Source organism: Brachybacterium sp. HMSC06H03 (assembly GCF_001807385.1).
Classification (GTDB): domain Bacteria; phylum Actinomycetota; class Actinomycetes; order Actinomycetales; family Dermabacteraceae; genus Brachybacterium; species Brachybacterium conglomeratum.
Genome location: NZ_KV788805.1, coordinates 11,317 through 27,653, shown reverse-complemented (window position 1 = coordinate 27,653; position 16,337 = coordinate 11,317). Strand labels below are relative to the sequence as shown.

At 73.3% G+C, this 16,337-nt stretch carries 16 protein-coding genes and 1 pseudogene; 9 read left to right on the top strand and 8 right to left on the bottom strand.

Features of this window, described 5'->3' with window-relative positions:
* Window positions 1-51 precede the first annotated feature (51 nt).
* From HMPREF3159_RS09280 to HMPREF3159_RS09260, 5 genes are all read left to right on the top strand, one after another.
* Entirely contained in the window at window positions 52-1,287 is a 1,236-nt protein-coding gene (locus HMPREF3159_RS09280; RefSeq protein WP_246821587.1) for an ROK family protein, read from the top strand.
* A 223-nt stretch (window positions 1,288-1,510) separates the two neighbouring features.
* Window positions 1,511-2,929 carry a phosphoglucomutase/phosphomannomutase family protein gene (locus tag HMPREF3159_RS09275; RefSeq protein ID WP_070500766.1) on the top strand — a complete coding sequence of 473 codons (1,419 nt, stop codon included), beginning with the start codon at window positions 1,511-1,513 and terminating at the stop codon, window positions 2,927-2,929.
* The gene (locus HMPREF3159_RS09270) at window positions 2,926-3,723 is read left to right on the top strand and encodes a sugar phosphate nucleotidyltransferase (RefSeq protein ID WP_070500765.1); all 798 of its coding nucleotides are present in this window, start codon (window positions 2,926-2,928) and stop codon (window positions 3,721-3,723) included. Before HMPREF3159_RS09275 ends, HMPREF3159_RS09270 begins: the two co-directional genes overlap by 4 nt.
* Window positions 3,720-4,973: a GHMP family kinase ATP-binding protein gene (locus HMPREF3159_RS09265; RefSeq protein ID WP_210388860.1), complete on the top strand. Its 1,254-nt coding sequence runs from the start codon at window positions 3,720-3,722 to the stop codon at window positions 4,971-4,973. The genes HMPREF3159_RS09270 and HMPREF3159_RS09265 overlap by 4 nt, the downstream gene beginning before the upstream one ends.
* Before the next feature lie 128 nt (window positions 4,974-5,101).
* Window positions 5,102-6,442, top strand: a complete 1,341-nt coding sequence (locus tag HMPREF3159_RS09260) for a glycosyltransferase family 4 protein (RefSeq protein ID WP_070500763.1) — start codon at window positions 5,102-5,104, stop codon at window positions 6,440-6,442.
* Between the two features lie 10 nt (window positions 6,443-6,452).
* Here HMPREF3159_RS09260 and HMPREF3159_RS09255 read toward each other — a convergent pair whose 3' ends face one another.
* Window positions 6,453-7,577, bottom strand: a complete 1,125-nt coding sequence (locus HMPREF3159_RS09255) for an adenosine deaminase (RefSeq protein ID WP_070500762.1) — start codon at window positions 7,575-7,577, stop codon at window positions 6,453-6,455.
* Between the two features lie 128 nt (window positions 7,578-7,705).
* Complete coding sequence (locus HMPREF3159_RS09250; RefSeq protein WP_070500761.1) at window positions 7,706-8,173, bottom strand: globin family protein; 468 nt, start codon at window positions 8,171-8,173, stop codon at window positions 7,706-7,708.
* Window positions 8,174-8,394: 221 nt separating this feature from the next.
* Between HMPREF3159_RS09250 and HMPREF3159_RS09245 the strand changes: the two genes are divergently transcribed.
* Both HMPREF3159_RS09245 and HMPREF3159_RS09240 read left to right on the top strand, forming a co-directional pair.
* On the top strand, window positions 8,395-10,347 hold the full coding sequence (locus HMPREF3159_RS09245) for a sigma-70 family RNA polymerase sigma factor (protein ID WP_070500760.1): 1,953 nt from the start codon (window positions 8,395-8,397) through the stop codon (window positions 10,345-10,347).
* A 407-nt stretch (window positions 10,348-10,754) separates the two neighbouring features.
* On the top strand, window positions 10,755-12,251 hold the full coding sequence (locus HMPREF3159_RS09240; RefSeq protein WP_070500759.1) for a sodium:solute symporter: 1,497 nt from the start codon (window positions 10,755-10,757) through the stop codon (window positions 12,249-12,251).
* 32 nt (window positions 12,252-12,283) lie between these two features.
* Here HMPREF3159_RS09240 and HMPREF3159_RS09235 read toward each other — a convergent pair whose 3' ends face one another.
* Window positions 12,284-12,592, bottom strand: coding sequence for a hypothetical protein (locus tag HMPREF3159_RS09235; RefSeq protein WP_070500758.1), 309 nt, complete (start codon window positions 12,590-12,592; stop codon window positions 12,284-12,286).
* 14 nt (window positions 12,593-12,606) lie between these two features.
* Complete coding sequence (locus HMPREF3159_RS09230) at window positions 12,607-12,798, bottom strand: hypothetical protein (protein WP_053918729.1); 192 nt, start codon at window positions 12,796-12,798, stop codon at window positions 12,607-12,609.
* 493 nt (window positions 12,799-13,291) lie between these two features.
* On the opposite strand from HMPREF3159_RS09230, the gene HMPREF3159_RS09225 reads away from it, so the two are divergent.
* Window positions 13,292-14,008 (top strand): TetR/AcrR family transcriptional regulator, encoded by a 717-nt coding sequence (locus HMPREF3159_RS09225; protein WP_246821586.1) that lies wholly within the window; start codon window positions 13,292-13,294, stop codon window positions 14,006-14,008.
* A gap of 42 nt (window positions 14,009-14,050) precedes the next feature.
* On the opposite strand, the gene HMPREF3159_RS09220 is transcribed toward HMPREF3159_RS09225, so the two are convergent.
* The 4 genes from HMPREF3159_RS09220 to HMPREF3159_RS09210 all read right to left on the bottom strand — a co-directional run bounded on the left by HMPREF3159_RS09220 (window position 14,051) and on the right by HMPREF3159_RS09210 (window position 15,721).
* Window positions 14,051-14,428: a hypothetical protein gene (locus HMPREF3159_RS09220; RefSeq protein WP_070500756.1), complete on the bottom strand. Its 378-nt coding sequence runs from the start codon at window positions 14,426-14,428 to the stop codon at window positions 14,051-14,053.
* Between the two features lie 188 nt (window positions 14,429-14,616).
* Window positions 14,617-14,745, bottom strand: coding sequence for a hypothetical protein (locus HMPREF3159_RS18075; protein WP_256374523.1), 129 nt, complete (start codon window positions 14,743-14,745; stop codon window positions 14,617-14,619).
* Between the two features lie 61 nt (window positions 14,746-14,806).
* Window positions 14,807-15,328 (bottom strand): DUF4383 domain-containing protein, encoded by a 522-nt coding sequence (locus tag HMPREF3159_RS09215; RefSeq protein WP_083305889.1) that lies wholly within the window; start codon window positions 15,326-15,328, stop codon window positions 14,807-14,809.
* Window positions 15,329-15,541: 213 nt separating this feature from the next.
* Window positions 15,542-15,721 (bottom strand): hypothetical protein, encoded by a 180-nt coding sequence (locus HMPREF3159_RS09210; protein ID WP_070500754.1) that lies wholly within the window; start codon window positions 15,719-15,721, stop codon window positions 15,542-15,544.
* Between the two features lie 397 nt (window positions 15,722-16,118).
* Here HMPREF3159_RS09210 and HMPREF3159_RS18195 point away from each other — a divergent pair.
* Window positions 16,119-16,337, top strand: a pseudogene (locus HMPREF3159_RS18195) (stress protein); the annotation flags it as partial.

Below are 16,337 nucleotides of genomic sequence, written 5' to 3'. Positions count from 1 at the left end.
GGCGACCCCGCCGACGTCCTGCGCACCGCCTCGGCCGGTCGCGCCGCCCCGGTGGGACACGCCGCGATGCGCTCGGCGAACCTGAGCCTGCTGCTGCGCCACCTCCACTCCCACGGCGGCCGCTCCCGCGCCACCCTCGCCCAGGAGACCGGACTGTCCAAGGCCTCGGTGACCTCGCTGATCGGTGACCTCGCCGAGCGCGGACTGGTCCAGGAGGGGCGGGTCGAGCGGCGCGGCACCGTGGGACGGCCCGGCACCGAGGTGCGCATCGACCCCGGCCACGTCGCCGGCATCGGCCTCGAGCTCAACGTCGACCATCTCGCGGTGACCCTGCAGGACCTCGGCGGCCAGGTGCGCTTCCGCTCCTCCGTGCCGACGCCCGTGGTGGACGGCCAGGACGGCCGCTCCCATCCGGTCGCCCCCGTCCTGGACCTCGTCGCGCAGCAGCTGCGCGAGACGCTCGAGGCCGCCGCCGCGCAGGGTCTCTGGGTCGCCGGGGCCACCATCTCCCCGCCCGGTCCCGTGGACTACGCGGGCGCCGGCGTACGCTTCGCCTCCAACCTCGGCTGGTCCGGCGTCCCCCTCGGCGAGGAGCTCGAGAGGCGCCTCGGCCCGGACATGCCGCCGCTCTCGATCGAGAACGACGCCAAGCTCTCCGCGCTCGCCGAGGCACCGCGCCTGGCCCGGCAGGGGATCACCGACCTCGTCTATCTGACCGGCGATATCGGCGTGGGCGCCGGCATCATCGCCGATGGACGACTGATCCGCGGCTGGTCCGGGTTCTCCGGCGAGGTGGGGCACATCGGCCTGGACCCGGCCGGGGCGGCATGCCGCTGCGGGCGGCGCGGCTGCTGGGAGACCCTCGTCGGCTTCGACACCGTGCTGGCCGTGCTGGACCCCGATGATCCCGCGCGGTCGGGCCACCTGCCCCTGCAGGAGCGGCTCCGCCGGCTCCGTGACCTGCTCGACGCCGGGGACGAGCGCCTCGTGCAGCGCTTCCGGGCCCTGCCGGGCGATCTCGCGCGCGGGGCCGGGGTGCTCGTGGACGTGCTGAACCCGCAGGCCATCGTGCTGGGCGGCTTCTTCGGCGCCTTCGCCGACGTGCTCGTGCAGCCGGTGCAGGAGGCGCTGGACGCGCGGCTGCTCACCCCGGACGGACGGGTGGAGGTGAGCGCCTCCGCGCTCGGCCTCGACGCGGCGGCGATCGGCGGCGCCGACATGGCCCTCGAGCGCGTGCTCGCGGACCCGCTCCTCGCCCCGATCCTCCCCGCCGGCGCCTCCCGCTGACCACCCGTCGCGCGGGGTCCGCAGCAGGTTCTGCTGCCCTGACGACCCATCCGGGCTCCCACATGAGTCGTGGCGGTACAGAAGGCGGGCGGCCGACGTGCGGCCAAGCCGGTGCGCGACCCGTCCGTCGGGCGGCCCGCCCGGCTCCCGCGGTTGACACGTCGGCCGCCCGGCCCTAGTTTGTTCGCAACGTGAACGTTTGGGGCTTCGAGGAGGAACCACCATGATCAGCTTCGGCACCGGCGGCTGGCGGGCCATCATCGGCGACGAGTTCACCCGCGAGAACGTGCGCCTGCTCGCGCAGGGCCTCGCCGATCGGATGCACGCCGAGGGCGTCGTCGACCGCGGGCTCGTGATCAGCTACGACCGCCGCTTCCTCTCCGACGTCGCCGCATGGTGGGCGATCGAGGTGCTCGCCGGCAACGGCGTGCCCGTCCGCGTGATCACCCGTCCCGTGCCCACGCCGATGTGCATGTGGACCGTGCGCCAGACCGGCGCGGCCTACGGCATCGCCGTCACCGCCTCCCACAACCCCGCCCTCTACAACGGGCTGAAGATCTTCACCGAGGGCGGGCGCGACGCCGAGCTCGAGGTCACCGACGAGCTCGCCGCCCACACCGCGACCCTCGACCCCGCGGACGTCCGAGCCCTGCCCCCGCACGAGGTGCGCGACTCGCAGCTCGTCACCCGGCAGTCCTCGATCAACTGGTATCTCGACGCGATCATCGAGCAGCTCGACCTCGAGGTGATCCGCCACGCGCACCTGAAGATCGTGCTCGACCCGATGTTCGGCGTCTCCCAGACCTCCCTGCAGACGGTGCTGATCAGCGCCCGCTGCGAGGTCGAGGTCATCAACGCCCGGCACGATCCGCTGTTCGGCGGGCGCATGCCCTCCCCGGCGGAGGGGTCGATGTCCCCGCTGCGCCAGGCCGTGCTCGAGCGCGGCGCCGACCTCGGCATCGCCACCGACGGCGACGCCGACCGGCTCGGCATCATCGACGACACCGGCGCCTACATCAGCCCGAACCAGGTGCTGGTGCTGCTGTACGAGTACCTGCTGACCGGGAAGGGCTGGACCGGCCCCGTCGTGCGGAACATGTCCACCACCCACCTGCTGGACCGGGTCGCCGAGGCGCACGTTCAGGAGTGCCACGAGGTGCCCGTCGGCTTCAAGTGGATCAGCGCGAAGATGGCCGAGACCGACGCCGTGATCGGCGGGGAGTCCTCCGGCGGCCTCACCGTGCGCGGCCACATCCCCGGAAAGGACGGCATCCAGGCCGCCGGGCTGCTGGTGGAGATGGTCGCCCGCGCCGGCAAGCCGCTCTCGGAGATCTGCGCGGACATCGCCCGGCGCTACGGCTCCCTCGTGATGGAGGAGGCCGCCTACGAGTACACCCCCGAGCGGCGCGAGGAGCTGCAGCGGCGGATCTTCGAGGACCACGAGCTGCCCGCCTTCGGTCGCGAGATCGAGCGGATCTCCTGGACCGACGGCGGCAAGGTGTACTTCGCGGACGGCTCCTGGCTCACCATCCGCTTCTCCGGCACCGAGCCCGTGATCCGCGTGTTCTCCGAGGCGGAGACCGCCGAGGAGGCCCAGCTGCTCTCCCGCACCGTCGCCGAGCACTACCGTCTGGGGGCATGACGATGATCGACACCGCAGTGGTCCTGGCCCGGGGCCTCGGCTCCCGCATGCGCAAGGAGGGCGCCGGCGCCCTCACCCCGGAGCAGGCCGCGGCCGCCGCCTCCGGCCACAAGGCCCTGATGCCCATCGGCTCCCACCGCCTGATCGACTACTCCCTCTCGGCCCTGGCCGACGCCGGCATCCGTCGCGCCGTGCTGGTGGTCGCCCCGGAGCACGAGGAGTTCGCCCGCCACGCCCGGCAGCTCGCGCCGCGCCGGCTCGAGATCGGCTTCGCCGTCCAGGCCGAGCCGCAGGGCACCGCCGACGCCGTCGCCTCCGCACGCGACGCCGTGGATGAGCGGCCGTTCGTGATGGTCAACGGCGACAACCTCTACCCCCGCGAGGGGATCGCGGCCCTGCTCGAGCAGGAGCGCACCACCCTGCTCGGCTTCGAGCGGACCGCACTCGTGGAGCACTCCAACATCGCCGCCGACCGGGTCGCGGCCTTCGCGATCGTCGAGCACGAGGACGGCGCGCTGCGGCGGATCCTCGAGAAGCCGACGGCCGAACAGCTCGCCGCCGCCGGCCCCGACGCCCTGGTCAGCATGAACGCCTTCGCCTTCCAGCCGGAGATCTTCGAGGCCTGCGCCTCGATCGAGCCGTCCGAGCGCGGGGAGCTCGAGATCGTCGACGCCGTCCGCGCCCTGCCGGACGTGCGCGTGCTGCCCTTCGCGGGCGGGGTCCTGGACCTCTCGCGCCGCGACGACATCGACGAGGTCGAGCGCCGCCTGGCCGGCGTCGAGGTCGCCCTGTGAGCGCAACGGCGCGCTGGACCATGCCCGGCCGCATCGAGGTGCTCGGCAAGCACACCGACTACGGCGGCGGCCGCGTGCTGGTCTGCGCCGTGGACCGCGGCGTCACCGTGCACGCCGAGCGGATCGACGGGCCGACGGGAACCCTCCAGGCGAGCACCGACGCCTACCCGGGCACGCTCCGCCTCGCCGCCGGCACCGCTCCGGACCTTCCTCCCGGGCATTGGGGCCGCTACGTCCACACCGTCATCGAGCGGCTGGGGGCGAACTTCGGCCCGCTGCCCGCCGCGCAGCTCACGATCACCTCGGACCTCCCGCCCGCCTCCGGCATGTCCAGCTCCTCCGCGCTGCTGACCGGCACCGCGCTCGCGCTCGCCGACCTCGCGGACCTGCCCGCCACCGAGGCCTGGACCTCCCAGATCCCCGACCGGGTGGCGCTGGCCGGCTACGCCGCCTCGATCGAGAACGGGAAGACCTTCGGGGCCCTCGCCGGACGGCCCGGCGTCGGCACCAGCGGCGGCTCGCTGGACCACACCGGCATGCTCGCAGGCCACGACGGCATGATCTCCTACGCCGAGTTCGAGCCGATGCGGCTCCTCGACCAGGTCGCCCTGCCGGAGGGCTGGTCCTTCGTCGTCGCCGTCTCCGGTGTGCTCGCGGAGAAGACGGGCGCCGCCCAGGCCTCCTACAACCGCGGCCCCGCCCTGCTCGGGCAGATCCTCGCGCGCTGGAACCGGGAGACCGGCCGGGCCGACGACTCGCTGCAGGGGGCGCTGCGCTCCCTGGTGGGGGAGGACCTCGCCGCTCCGCTCGCCGAGGACGAGACCCGCTGGGAGCCGCTGCGCCGCCTCGCCGCCGAGGGCGCCGAGCGGGACCGGCTGGACCAGTTCCTGCTCGAGTCCGCGGTGCTCGTGCCCCGCGCCCATCGCGCCCTGCGCAGCGGCGACCTCGACGCCTTCGCGGCCGCGGTCGACGTCTCCCAGCGCCTCGCCGAGACGCACCTCGGGAACCAGGTCCCCGAGACGATCGCACTGGTCCGGCACGCGAACGCGCTCGGCGCCCGGGCCGCCTCCTCCTTCGGCGCCGGGTTCGGCGGGAGCGTCTGGGCGCTGGTCCCCACGGCCGACGCAGACGGCTTCGCCGCGGACTGGATGGACCGCTACCGCGCCGCGGGCACGGCCCCGGGCGGGGCCTCCGCGCTGGTCACCCGCCCCGGAGCTCCCGGCAAGCGGGTCGATCCGGTCGCGGGCTGAGTCGGTCTCGGCGGGACGAACGGGCTGAGCCGGGCGCCCGACGGGGTGCTGATGCAGAGGCTGCCCGAACGATGAGTAGACTCCATGGTCGTGGCTGTGCGCGGAGAGCTCCGAGGTGCAGGAGCGGGATGAGGATCCTGGTCCTGACCCATTACTACGCCCCCGAGTACGGGGCTCCCCAGCGCCGCTGGTCGGCGCTGGTCAGCCGCTTCATCGCGGCGGGTCATCGCGTCACGGTCGCCGCCCCCGTCCCGCACTATCCCTCCGGTCGCCCGACGGTCGAGCAGCGGCGTGACCACCGGGTCGGCGCAGCGGAGCACGGCGCGCACGGCGAGACCGTGCTGCGCACCGCCTACCTGCCGCATCGAGGCGACATCGGGACCCGCACCGCGGACCACCTGGTCGCCGCCCTCGATGCCCTGTGCCGTCTGCGTCGACGCTTCGGCCGCCCGGAGGACCGGCCGGAGGTCATCGTCGCGACCGCCCCCGCGATCCCCACCCTCCTCGTCGGGAGACTGCTGTCCGCACGGTGGGGCGTGCCGCTGGTGGTGGAGATGCGCGACGCCTGGCCGGACCTGGTCACGCAGGTCGGCGGTGCCGCGCGGGTCGTGCCCGGGGCGGTCGTGGCCGCTGTCCGCGCCGCCGGCGACGCCGGAGAGCGGCCCGGACGGCGCGAGGGAGCGGCCCACGTCCTCTCCCTCGGTCGTCTGCGCAGCAGCGTCGTGGCGCTCGCCAAGCGGGTAGTGCACCGTCAGGTCACCGACTGGCAGACCGAGGCGTATGCCGTGGTCACCACCACCTCCCGCTTCGCTGAGGTGCTGCGCGAGCGCGGGGTCCCGACTGTCCACGTGGTCCGCAACGGCACCGAGCTCTCGCGCGTCCGGGCCCAGCGGGACCATCCACCCGGCGACCACGCCGAGCTGCGCTGCCTGTACCTGGGGAACATGGGCCGCTCCCAGGGGCTCGAGACCGTGGTCCGGGCGGCGGCGGTGCTCGCACGCGAGGGGGTTTCGCTGAGAGTGCGTCTGGTAGGGCACGGGGTGGCCGCTCCCGCACTCGCAGCACTCGCACGAGAGCTGGAGGCTCCGGTCGAGGTGCTGCCTCGGATCCCGCACCGCGAGGTCGGCGCGCAGTACGCCTGGGCGGACTCGGTCGTGGTGTCGCTGCGGTCGTGGGCGCCGTTCGCCTGGACCGTCCCCTCGAAGCTGTACGAGATCCTCGCGACCGGCCGCCATGTCACCGCGCTTCTGGAGGGGGAGGCTGCGGACATCGTCCGCGATTCCGGGGCCGGGGACGTCCTGCCGCCCGAGGACGTGGCGGCGTTGGTGGAGCTGTGGCGCGGACTTGCCGCGGACCGCTCCCGCACCGCGGTGCGGGCGAGCGGGCGGGACTGGGTGAGCGAGCACGCCGATGACGACGAGCTCGCACGCACCTATCTGGAGATCCTGCGCGAGGTCGTCGCGGACTGATGCGGTCCGGTCAGCCCGCTCGTCGCGCCGCCGCGTAGGCCGGGCGCAGGACCTCCTCGCGCAGCGCCTCCCGCTGAGCCGCCGGGGCGAAGCCGCTGTCGAGCGCGGTGAGCGCGACCTGCTCGAGCTCGTCGACGCCCCAGTCCAGCGCCTCCGCGACCAGTGCCGTCTCGCGGGTGGTGCCGGTGCGGCTCATCAGCCGGTTGTCGCTGCTGAGCGCGAGCGCGAAGCCGGCCGCGTGGAGGCGGCCGACGGGATGCTCCGCGATCGTCCGGGCGATCCCGGTCTGCAGGTTCGAGCTGGGGCACACCTCCAGGCAGATCTGCTCCCGGTGCACGCGCTCGGCGACCGGGCCGCGGGCGTCGCCGCCGTCGGCATCGAGGTCCTCGACCAGGCGCACCCCGTGGCCGAGCCGCTCGGCGCCGGTCTCCAGCGCGTCGGCGATCGAGGCGGGGCCGTCGCCCTCCCCGGCGTGGAGGGTGACGCGCAGCCCCTCGGCCCGGGCGCGGGCGAACTGCGCACCGAAGCGGGAGGCGGGGAAGCCGGCCTCGGGACCGGCGAGGTCCAGCCCCACCACTCCCGCGGAGCCGACGGGCGCCCCGGGTCGCGGGCCGTCGGCCCGCCGCGCGAGCGCGATCTCCACCAGGTCGTCGCCCGGCTCGAGATGGCGCAGGTAGCACAGCAGCTGGCCGACCACGATCCGGCCGCCGCGGGATTCGACCGCCGCGACGCCCTCGTCGAGCCCGTCCTGCACGGCCTGGACCGCCTCCTCGAGGGACAGCCCGCCGTCCGTGTGCTGGTGCGGCGCCCAGCGGGTCTCCGCGTACGTGACCCCGTCGGCCGCCATGTCCTCCACGAACTCGCGCGCGATCCGGCGCAGGTGCGCCGCGGACTGCATGAGCGCGACGGTGCGCTCGAAGGTCGAGAGGTACTCGGGCAGCGAGCCCGAGTCCGCGGCGTCGTGGAACCAGTCGGCGACCTGCTGCTCGGTGACCTGCTGGGCGTCCGCACCCGGCGGGTCGATCCCCAGCTCCCGGCACAGGTCGATCACGGTCGCGGGGCGCAGCCCGCCGTCGAGGTGGTCGTGCAGGACGACCTTGGGCAGGGAGCGGACGAGGTCTCGGGGCAGCGGCATCCCTGCAGGATACGCGGCGCGAGGAGCGGGCCGGCCGGGCCCTTGTGGCGGCCCGGCCGGCCCTTCCCGTCGATCCCGGCGGATCCCCATCCAGAGGCCGGGTCGACGCACCGGTGCGGCCTCGCCCGTCAGGAGGCGGCGCCCTTGCGGTAGCCGCTCGCCACCAGATGATCGGCGAGGCCCTCGACGTCCGTGATCGTGACGGCGGCGCGGCGCAGGTCGCCGACCAGCGTCTCCGCCGCCGGGGTGCGGACCGGCGGTGCGAGCGCGGCCTCGAGCGCCCGGTCCAGCGCCTCGCGGGCCGCGGGGTCCGCCTCGCCCGGCAGGCCGCTCTCCCGGGCGAAGACCTCCCAGGCCCTCTCGCGCATCTCGTCGGTCAGGCGGGTGCCCGCCTGCGAGGTGCGCCTGACCAGGGCGGAGAGGGTCCCGCCCTCGACCTCGAAGCCGCGGTCCACGACGGACCGCACCACATGGGTGGGGAAGGGGCCGACGGTCACCTCCTCGGCGCCGCTGGTGCACGTGATCCACGTCGACTCGTCGCGGATGTAGATCGTCAGGGCGTCCCCGTCGACATCCGTCAGCTCGATGTTGCTCATGACTCTCCGCAGGTTCAGGGCCGGGCGGCCCCCGGTGGGCGCCCTGACCGTTCCACGCGCCGGCGTGCGCTTCGTGACGCGCGTCGCCGGATTCGTGACCCACTGGTGACCTTCTGCGCAAAGAGGACATACTGGGGCAAGTCGCCCGTGGTTCTCCTGAGGGCCGTCGGCGACGTCACCGGTGGAGCCGCACGTCGCGGCTCCGAGAAGGGAATGGCCGAATGATGACGGATTCGGAGTCGGAGCCGGGTCCTCGCCGCCGCGGCGGCGCCTCCGAGGCGCTCTCCGAGGACGCCCTGCTCGACGCCGTGCGCGCAGGCGACACGGGCGCCTATGCGGAGCTGTACCACCGCCATCATCACGAGGCGCTGCGCCTGGCGCGGAGCCTCCCCGGTCATCACGACCCCGACGACGTCGCGCAGGAGGCGTTCTTGAAGATCCTCAAGTCGATCCTGCGAGGAGCGGGCCCGCGCCACGGCTTCGCGCCCTATCTCATGCGGGTGGTGCGCAACGAGGCCGTGGACCGCGGCCGCCGCGCCCACGAGGACGCGGTCGAGGACCTCGAGCGCGCCGCGCCGGGCCGCCTCGTCTCCTCCGACGGCATGGACGAGCTGCTGAACCGCCAGCTGGTCCGCACCGCCTTCGCCCGCCTGCCCGAGACGTGGCAGCGGATCCTGTGGCTGACCGAGGTCGAGGGGGAGACGCCCCGGGCCCTCGCCCCGCAGCTGGGCCGCAGCCCGAACGCCATCTCGCAGCTCTCGCGCCGGGCGCGCGAGGGGCTGCGCGCCGCCTGGCTCGAGGCCCATCTCGACACCGCCCACGCGTCCCCGCTCTGCCGCAGCACCGCCCGGGATCTCGACGACCTCGAGCGCGGCCGCCTCACGCCCGCCCGGGCCGCGGACGTCGAACGGCATCTCGCGGCCTGCCCGCGCTGCGCCGCCGCGCGCGAGGAGCTGCGCGGCCTCACCGTGCAGATGCGCTCGGTGCTGCTGCCGGTGGTGCTCGGCTCGCCGCTGCTGCTCGAGCACCTCACCTCCGACGTGGCCGCCGTCGGCCCCGCGGCCGACGGGGCCACCGCACCGAGCACCGCGCTGCGCGCCCTCGAGCCGGTCGGGGCCGGGGGAGGCGGTCTCGGCGCTGTCCGGTCCGCGGTCTCCGCCCACGCGGGGGCGCTCGTGACCGCTGGGGCGATCGCCGCCGTGGTCGTCGGCGGCATGGTGCTGCTGGACTCCTCGAACGTGAGCGGCCCGGTGCTGGGCACCGCGGCGACCTGGACCGACGAGGACGAGCCCGAGGACGGCGAGGGGTCCGCGGCCGACCGGGCGCAGGACGATGGCGCGACGACCGCCTCCCCGTCCTCCCAGGGTGGCACGGGAACGGCGGGGGCAACGCCCGCCACGGCCGACGGCACCACCGCCCCGGTGCAGGTCCCTGCGGTCGGCGAGGGTCGGGCGGGCACTACGACGACCGCGAGCGGCACCGCCGACGAGGACCCCGCCCTGCCCGACTCGCCGACCGGTCTCGCGCCGATCGGTGCGGGCCAGGAGACCGGCGCCCCGTCCGCGACGCAGGCCCCGGGAGGCGGCGCGACCGAGGAGGGCGCGGCGCCCGGATCTCCCACTGCTCCCGGCGCCGTCGAGGACGGCGCGGCCGGCGGGACGATGCCCGACGGCACCCCGACGGGCACCCCGGCGACGGACGGACCCTCGACGGGCACGCCCTCGGACGGTGACCCCTCGGGCGGTGAGACCCCGGCGGGCGGCTCCCCGACGGGCGGCGGCACGACGGACGACCCGGAGAAGGATCCGGCGACCCGCCCCACCCCGCCGGATCGCCCCGCGCAGGTCCCGCTTCCGGGCCTGCCCCGGCCCACCCTCCCGCCCGGGGACATGGACCCCGGGATCGTGGTCGGCGAGGGCGCCGCCGGAGGGCCCGGCGGCGGCACCTCGACGGAGGGCACTCCCGTCCAGGACGGCTCCGGGGGCAGCAGCGGGCAGATCATCATCAGGCCGATGCCGCCGCAGTCGGGGACCAGGCCCGGGCCCATGCTGCCCCCCGCGTCACCAGGGCCGGGAGTGCTGATACCGCTCCCGACCAAGCCGCCCAGCGACTCCCCGCCGTCCGGCGACGGCGGTGGGGAGACCGGCGGCGGTGAGTCCCGCGTGGAGGGCTGACGCGCGTCCGGCCCCGTCGGTCGGGCCCGTGCGCAGGACCGGTCCGGGCGCGCGGCCGCCCTCAGCCGGCGACGCGGACGATGGACTCCGGCTCGGTGACCTCACGGGCCTCGTCCTCGGTGACGTCGGGGGCGGGTGCGGACGAGTCCGTCGGCGGTGATGTCGAGGACGGCGAGCTCAGGAGAGCAGGGGTGCCCCGCCGCGTGAGGCCGGGTGCCCGTCGGACGGGAGCCGGGCGCTCGGCCGTCGGGGGCTGCGGACCCGGCATCGTCCCGGGGTTGCCCCGTCGGCCCGGGTGTGAACCAATAGACGGCCGTGCCCCGCGTCGTTCGCGCCGACGGATCGTCCGCCGACGCTCCGGCCGTCACGGGGCCGCCGTCGACAGCGGACCTCGAAGGAGAGCGGACATGCAGACGATTGACCTGCTGGTGATCGCGGCCTATCTGGTCGCCACCGCCTGGCTAGGCCTGAAGCTCAGCGGCAGGCAGACCGGGCTGAAGGACTACTTCCTGGGAGGGAGGGACCTGCCGTGGTGGGCGGTCTGCCTGTCCGTCGTCGCCACCGAGACCAGCGCCCTGACCGTCATCGGGATCCCGGTGATGAGCTACCTGGGCAACCTCTCGTACCTGCAGCTCGGGCTCGGCTACATCCTGGGCAGGGTCGTGGTCGCCTTCTTCATGCTGCCCCGCTACTACGACGGTGAGATGCTCACCGCTTACGCCTACCTGGGCAAGCGGTTCGGGACGAGCACCCAGACCACCGCGGGGGTCACCTTCCTGATCACCCGTCTGATGGCCGACGGGATCCGGGTGCTCGCCGCGGCGATCCCGCTGAAGGTGATCCTCGACGGGCTGGGCGTGGACCTCTCGTACTTCGCGATCACGGTGATCCTCTCCGTGGTCACGATCCTCTACACCTTCATCGGCGGCATCACGGCAGTGGTGTGGGTGGACGTGGTGCAGATGCTGCTCTACATGGTCGGCGGCCTGATCGCGATCGCGGTCGTCGTCTCCTCGATCGGCGCCGGCTGGCTGGGCGCGGCGGCCGAGGCCGGCAAGACCCAGGTCCTCGTATGGTCCGGCAGCCCGCTCAGCGGCGACGACACCTTCCTGGTCTCCGTGCTCGGCGGCGCGGTGTTCGCGATGGCCTCCCACGGCTCCGACCAGCTGGTCGTCCAGCGCCTGCTCGCCTGCCGCTCGAAGGTCGAGGCGCAGAAGGCGATCATCGTCTCCGGCGTGATCGTCACCGTGCAGTTCGGGGTCTTCCTGCTGGTGGGGCTCGCGCTGTGGGGCTGGTACGGCGCCGCCGCCCCGGCGGAGCTGGGCCTGACCCGCGACGACGAGATCTTCCCCCTGTTCATCGTCGAGGAGATGCCCACGGGACTGTCCGGGCTGCTGCTGGCGGGGATCCTCGCCGCCGCGATGTCGACCCTGTCCTCCTCGCTGTCCGCGCTGAGCTCCTCGACCGTCACCGACGTGGTCGCGAAGCTGCGTCGCACCCCGCTCAGCGACGCGGAGGGCCTGCGGATCGGCCGCTGGGCCACGATCTGCTGGGGCCTGGCTTTCATCGCCCCGGCCACGATCTTCCGCTCCGACGAGGGCAGCATCGTGGTGCTCGCCCTCGGCGTCGCCGGCATCACGTACGGCGGGCTGCTGGGCGCCTTCGTGCTCGGGATCGTGAACGGGCGGGCTCGGGCGGGCGACGCGAACATCGCCTTCGTGCTCGCCGTCGCGGTCAATGCGTTCTTCTTCGTGATGGAGAAGTACGTGATCGGCGAGGTGTGGGTGGCCTGGCAGTGGTACCCGCTGCTGGGCGTGCTCGTCACCCTCGCGGTCGGCGGCGCGCTGTCGCTGCGCCACCGGGGTGCGCAGTCGGCGGAGACGGCGGGCAGCCTCCGGTCGTGAGGGGCATCGGCGTGGCGGGGATCGCGCCGGCGTCAGCCGTCCCGATCGGGCCGGGGAGCCGGTGACGCGCCCGGTGCCTCGTCGCGACCGTGCCCGGGCGCGGCCTCCCGCACCCCGGGGATCGGGGTCGTGCCGGAGAACTCGGACGCGAGGGCGTCGACGCCGCGTTGAGGATGCGCTCGGTCGAGCAGCTGCTGCCGCCGCTCCCAGGCCGCGTCGGGGTCCAGGCCCGGGGACGACTGGAGGGCTCTGGCGCCGAGCTGGAGCGCGGCGAACTTCGGGCCCTTCGCGGCCCCCGGGGGACGCAGCGGTGGGGGCCGGTGCGGGATGCCGATGCCCATGGGTCCTCCTCTCCTCAGCGGTTCGGCTCGCCCTCGGCCTGGGAGGGGCGGCGGGAGCTCGGATCGTCGGGCTCGGTGCCGGACTGGGCGGCGTCGGCTTCCTCGTCGGCGCCGCTCGAGGGCTTCTCCTCCTCCTGCGCCTCGCCCTCCGCCTGGGAGGGGCGGGCCGGGTTCGGGTCGATGTGCTCGTGCTGGTTCTCGGTCATCGTGCTGACTCCTGTCGGTGTCGGGTGATCGTGTCGGGCAGGGGCGGGGCGTTGCGGACGCGCGAGATCTGGTACAGGCCCTGCAGCATCGCCCCCGAGCGGTGCCCGCTGGTCCTCAGCGCGTCGACATCGGTGGTGAGGCAGAGGGGGCGGTAGGGAACCGGTCGGCCCGACCTCCGGCGGGTCTCTCGGAGTCGTGCGCTGTCTCGCACGCTACGCATGCACTCGGTCGCTGAGAAGGACACGGACCGATCGGATCGTGACCGGGTCGGACCGGACCTGGGAGGACCGGCGTGGACGGCGAGTGGGCGCAACCGGTCATCGACTCCGGGAGTCGCGAGCTTCCGTGCAGGTGATCGTGGAGAACGAGCTGCATCCGGGCGGATATGCAGTACTCTGCCATCACGGCGTCAGGACATCGATCGCGGTCGGCGCCTGCAGCCAGGTCGTCGGCTGCCGCCTCGGCCCCGCGGGACCACAGATGAGGAGAACGATGTCTGCACAAGGATCCACGGTCGACAGTCCCGAGGCCCCGCCGCCCATCGCGAAAGGGTCGGGCGCCACGACGTCGGCGAGACCGGCAGGTGAGGAATCCCCCGAGATCCGCACTGGTGCTCGAGGACGCCGCGAGGAGATCATCGACGGTGCAGCGGAGATGTTCGCGGACCACGGCTATCACGGCTCCAGCCTGCGCGAGATCTCGAAGCACATCGGCATCTCCCACTCCGGGATGCTGCACCATTTCGACAGCAAGACGGCGCTGCTCGACGGCGTGATCGACCGGCTCGAGGAGCACGCCCAGAACGCACTCGACCGCGCTCCGGAGCTGCGCGCGAGCCGGCGTGCGCTGCTGCAGGGGCTGGTCGAGCTCTGGCACCCCGCTGCTCTTCCCATTCGTCTGCTCGCCACGCTGGACGCGGAATCCGTCAGCGAGGACCACCCCGGTCGCTACCGGATGGCCAGGCTGCGGAAGGTGCACGAGCACATCCTGGAGGACTGCTTCACGAGCTTCGCCGAGCAGGGGCTCCTGCGTGCCGCAACGGATCCGGCCTTCGCGGGCCGCGCCCTGTTCGCCCAGGTGCTCAACCTCGCCGTTCGTGAGAAGACCGTGCAGCCGTTGCAGCACCGCTCCCATGACGATGCGCCGCTGAAGGACCTGGCCATGCAGGTGGACATCTTCTTCCTCGAGGAGCAGCTCTCGGCCGATTGACGGCGGTGTGCTCCTCGGCCGCCCTGCCCTCGAAGACGTGACTCAGCGGTCGTCGCGATAGCGGTCGGAGAGGGCGCTCTCGTCGGCTCCCAGAGCATCGAGGGCGGAGCGCAGCCCCGACGGCATGTCGAGGCGCACCACCTGGTTCACCGCACCGAACCGGCCGAGGTGCAGCAGAACGCTGCCCGCCGTCCGATCCACCTCGACAGCGAGGAGCTCGCCGGTGGCGTCCTGACCCACCAGGATCTCTCCCTCGTCGACCGAGTAGGGTTCGCCGGCACGCAGCTCGAGTTCATGCCTGCCGCATATCTCGTACTCGAAGCTCCCGGCGGAGTACCACGTCTGCGGTGGCGCCGTGCATCGACGGACCTCGCACCTGCGCGGGAACATCTCGGCGTTCTGATGCTTGCGAAGTGTCATGAAGGCTTCCACTCTCCCCGGTCCAGAGGTCCGCGGACGTTCGGAAGGGTACGCCTGCCTTCCTGTACGAGACGATGAGCGCCGTCGCGAGACCAGGCGCCGCGGGGTACGGGCCGAAACCGCGAGCCCAGGTGCGGAGCTCGCTCCGCCCTCTCCTCCGAGAAAGCAGAGCGAGCTCCGCGCCATCCTCACCTCCCGGTCCGGCTGGGGTTGTCGGGGGTGGAGGTGAACTGCAGTTCCTGCTTGTGGAAGAACATGTCTCTCCTTCGATCGTGCGTGGCGGTGTGGGTCCGGTTCGCGCCGAGGGCGATTCGCATGATGCATCGTCGGCGAAGCGAGTGATGGTGGTGCTTGGCGGCTCGACGCACAGAGGGGTGTTCAGCCTCGGGCGGCCTCCGCGGCGGTGGGCTCGGCGTGCCGGGGGAGGAAGGACAGCCCGACCATGGTCAGCGCCAGGGCGAAGTGCAACCAGTCGTCGGCGGTGTTCAGCGGTACGAAGTTCGCCATGGACTCTTTGTCGATGACGAGCCCGTAGATCCACAGCACGGCGTAGAGAATCCCGCCGATCAGCAGATACATGCGCGCCGTGCCGGCGATGCGTGACAGGGCGAGCCCGGCGATGCCGTAGAGCAGGTGGACGACGTTGTGCAGCACCGATACCTGGAAGATGCCCAGCAGCATCGCCTCGGAGTGGTGGCCGCCCAGCTGCATGGAGCCCACGTCGCTGGTCACGCCGGGGATGAATCCTGCGATGCCGACGAGGAGGAAGATGATCCCGTACAGCAGTGCGGCCAGTCGCACCGGGGACCGGGGCTCGGGATGACGTGGCCGGCGAGCCTCCCCGGTGCTGGGCGCGGCGCGGCCGGGATCGCGGGGGTCGGTGGGTCTGGACGGTGACATATTCATCGGTGATCCTCCGATCACGTGGGCCCCGCGTCAGCGACGCCGTGCGTCGGCGACGCTCTTCACGCGGTTTCCGTCAGGGCTTTCGATGCCCCGGAATCTCGATGTGGTGCAGACCACGCTGGCACGCACGCGTCGCGATCAGAAGGGTTCGGACCGAACGGATGGACATGGACCGCACGGTCGACGGCCGCTGCCGCCGGCACGGGCTCAGCCCGGCGCCGGAGCAGGCACGTAGTCGACGACCAGCCCGGCATGGTCGCTGACGATCGCGTACCCGCAGTCGAGCAAGCGCCGGCACGAGCGGGCGAGCAGCGTGGGACGGCTGTTCCCGCACCGCACGAGCACGTGGTCGATGCGGCGGAAGGGCTGGTCGGGATCGGCGTCCATGGCTCCAGCGAGGACGACGTGGCACCGACGTCCATGGACTCGCCGACGGCCATGCGGTCCAGGTGCCAGTGCGGTTCGCGTTCGCGAAGCCCGCGCCGAGCAGATCGTCGGCCGCCGGGCCGGCCGCGGAGAGCTCGACCTCTCCGCCCCGGGGTCTCGACGCCGAACTCCGCAGCAGCGTCCATCCGTCGAGGGCAGCTCTCCATGCCGGGCACGTCAGGGGGCCGCCCGCTGCGCGTCGCCGAGTGCGGCCTCCCGCTGGTCTTCAGGACGCGGTCGGGTGCGGACCGTTCGGTCGCGGCCGTTGAGGAGCCTCGCTCCTCGTGCGTAACGTTCCGGCCACGAGCAGGTCGCTCGGCCGGTCGTACCGATCGGTGAACACGAAGGGAGTTCCACGATGGCTGATCAGAACAACCCCGGACAGTTCGGCAACCGCAACGACACCGAGAAGCAGGCGCAGAAGGGCGGCGAGGCCAGCACGGGCAGCTTCGGCGAGCAGAACGCCGCAGACCCCAGCCGTGCCGGCGAGCAGAGCTCGGGCAGCTTCGGCGAGTCCAACGCCGCTGACCCCAGCGAGGCCGGCCGCAAGGGCGGCGAGGCCAGCACGGGCAGCTTC

Excerpts from the sequence above, each read along its gene's own strand:
- HMPREF3159_RS09275 (WP_070500766.1), top strand. The coding sequence starts at position 1,511 with ATGATCAGCTTCGGCACCGGCGGCTGGCGGGCCATCATCGGCGACGAG.
- HMPREF3159_RS09270 (WP_070500765.1), top strand. The coding sequence starts at position 2,926 with ATGACGATGATCGACACCGCAGTGGTCCTGGCCCGGGGCCTCGGCTCC.
- HMPREF3159_RS09260 (WP_070500763.1), top strand. The coding sequence starts at position 5,102 with ATGAGGATCCTGGTCCTGACCCATTACTACGCCCCCGAGTACGGGGCT.
- HMPREF3159_RS09255 (WP_070500762.1), bottom strand. The coding sequence starts at position 7,577 with ATGCCGCTGCCCCGAGACCTCGTCCGCTCCCTGCCCAAGGTCGTCCTG.
- HMPREF3159_RS09250 (WP_070500761.1), bottom strand. The coding sequence starts at position 8,173 with ATGAGCAACATCGAGCTGACGGATGTCGACGGGGACGCCCTGACGATC.
- HMPREF3159_RS09245 (WP_070500760.1), top strand. The coding sequence starts at position 8,395 with ATGATGACGGATTCGGAGTCGGAGCCGGGTCCTCGCCGCCGCGGCGGC.
- HMPREF3159_RS09240 (WP_070500759.1), top strand. The coding sequence starts at position 10,755 with ATGCAGACGATTGACCTGCTGGTGATCGCGGCCTATCTGGTCGCCACC.
- HMPREF3159_RS09235 (WP_070500758.1), bottom strand. The coding sequence starts at position 12,592 with ATGGGCATCGGCATCCCGCACCGGCCCCCACCGCTGCGTCCCCCGGGG.
- HMPREF3159_RS09230 (WP_053918729.1), bottom strand. The coding sequence starts at position 12,798 with ATGACCGAGAACCAGCACGAGCACATCGACCCGAACCCGGCCCGCCCC.
- HMPREF3159_RS09225 (WP_246821586.1), top strand. The coding sequence starts at position 13,292 with ATGTCTGCACAAGGATCCACGGTCGACAGTCCCGAGGCCCCGCCGCCC.
- HMPREF3159_RS09220 (WP_070500756.1), bottom strand. The coding sequence starts at position 14,428 with ATGACACTTCGCAAGCATCAGAACGCCGAGATGTTCCCGCGCAGGTGC.
- HMPREF3159_RS18075 (WP_256374523.1), bottom strand. The coding sequence starts at position 14,745 with ATGCGAATCGCCCTCGGCGCGAACCGGACCCACACCGCCACGCACGAT.
- HMPREF3159_RS09215 (WP_083305889.1), bottom strand. The coding sequence starts at position 15,328 with ATGTCACCGTCCAGACCCACCGACCCCCGCGATCCCGGCCGCGCCGCG.
- HMPREF3159_RS09210 (WP_070500754.1), bottom strand. The coding sequence starts at position 15,721 with ATGGACGCCGATCCCGACCAGCCCTTCCGCCGCATCGACCACGTGCTC.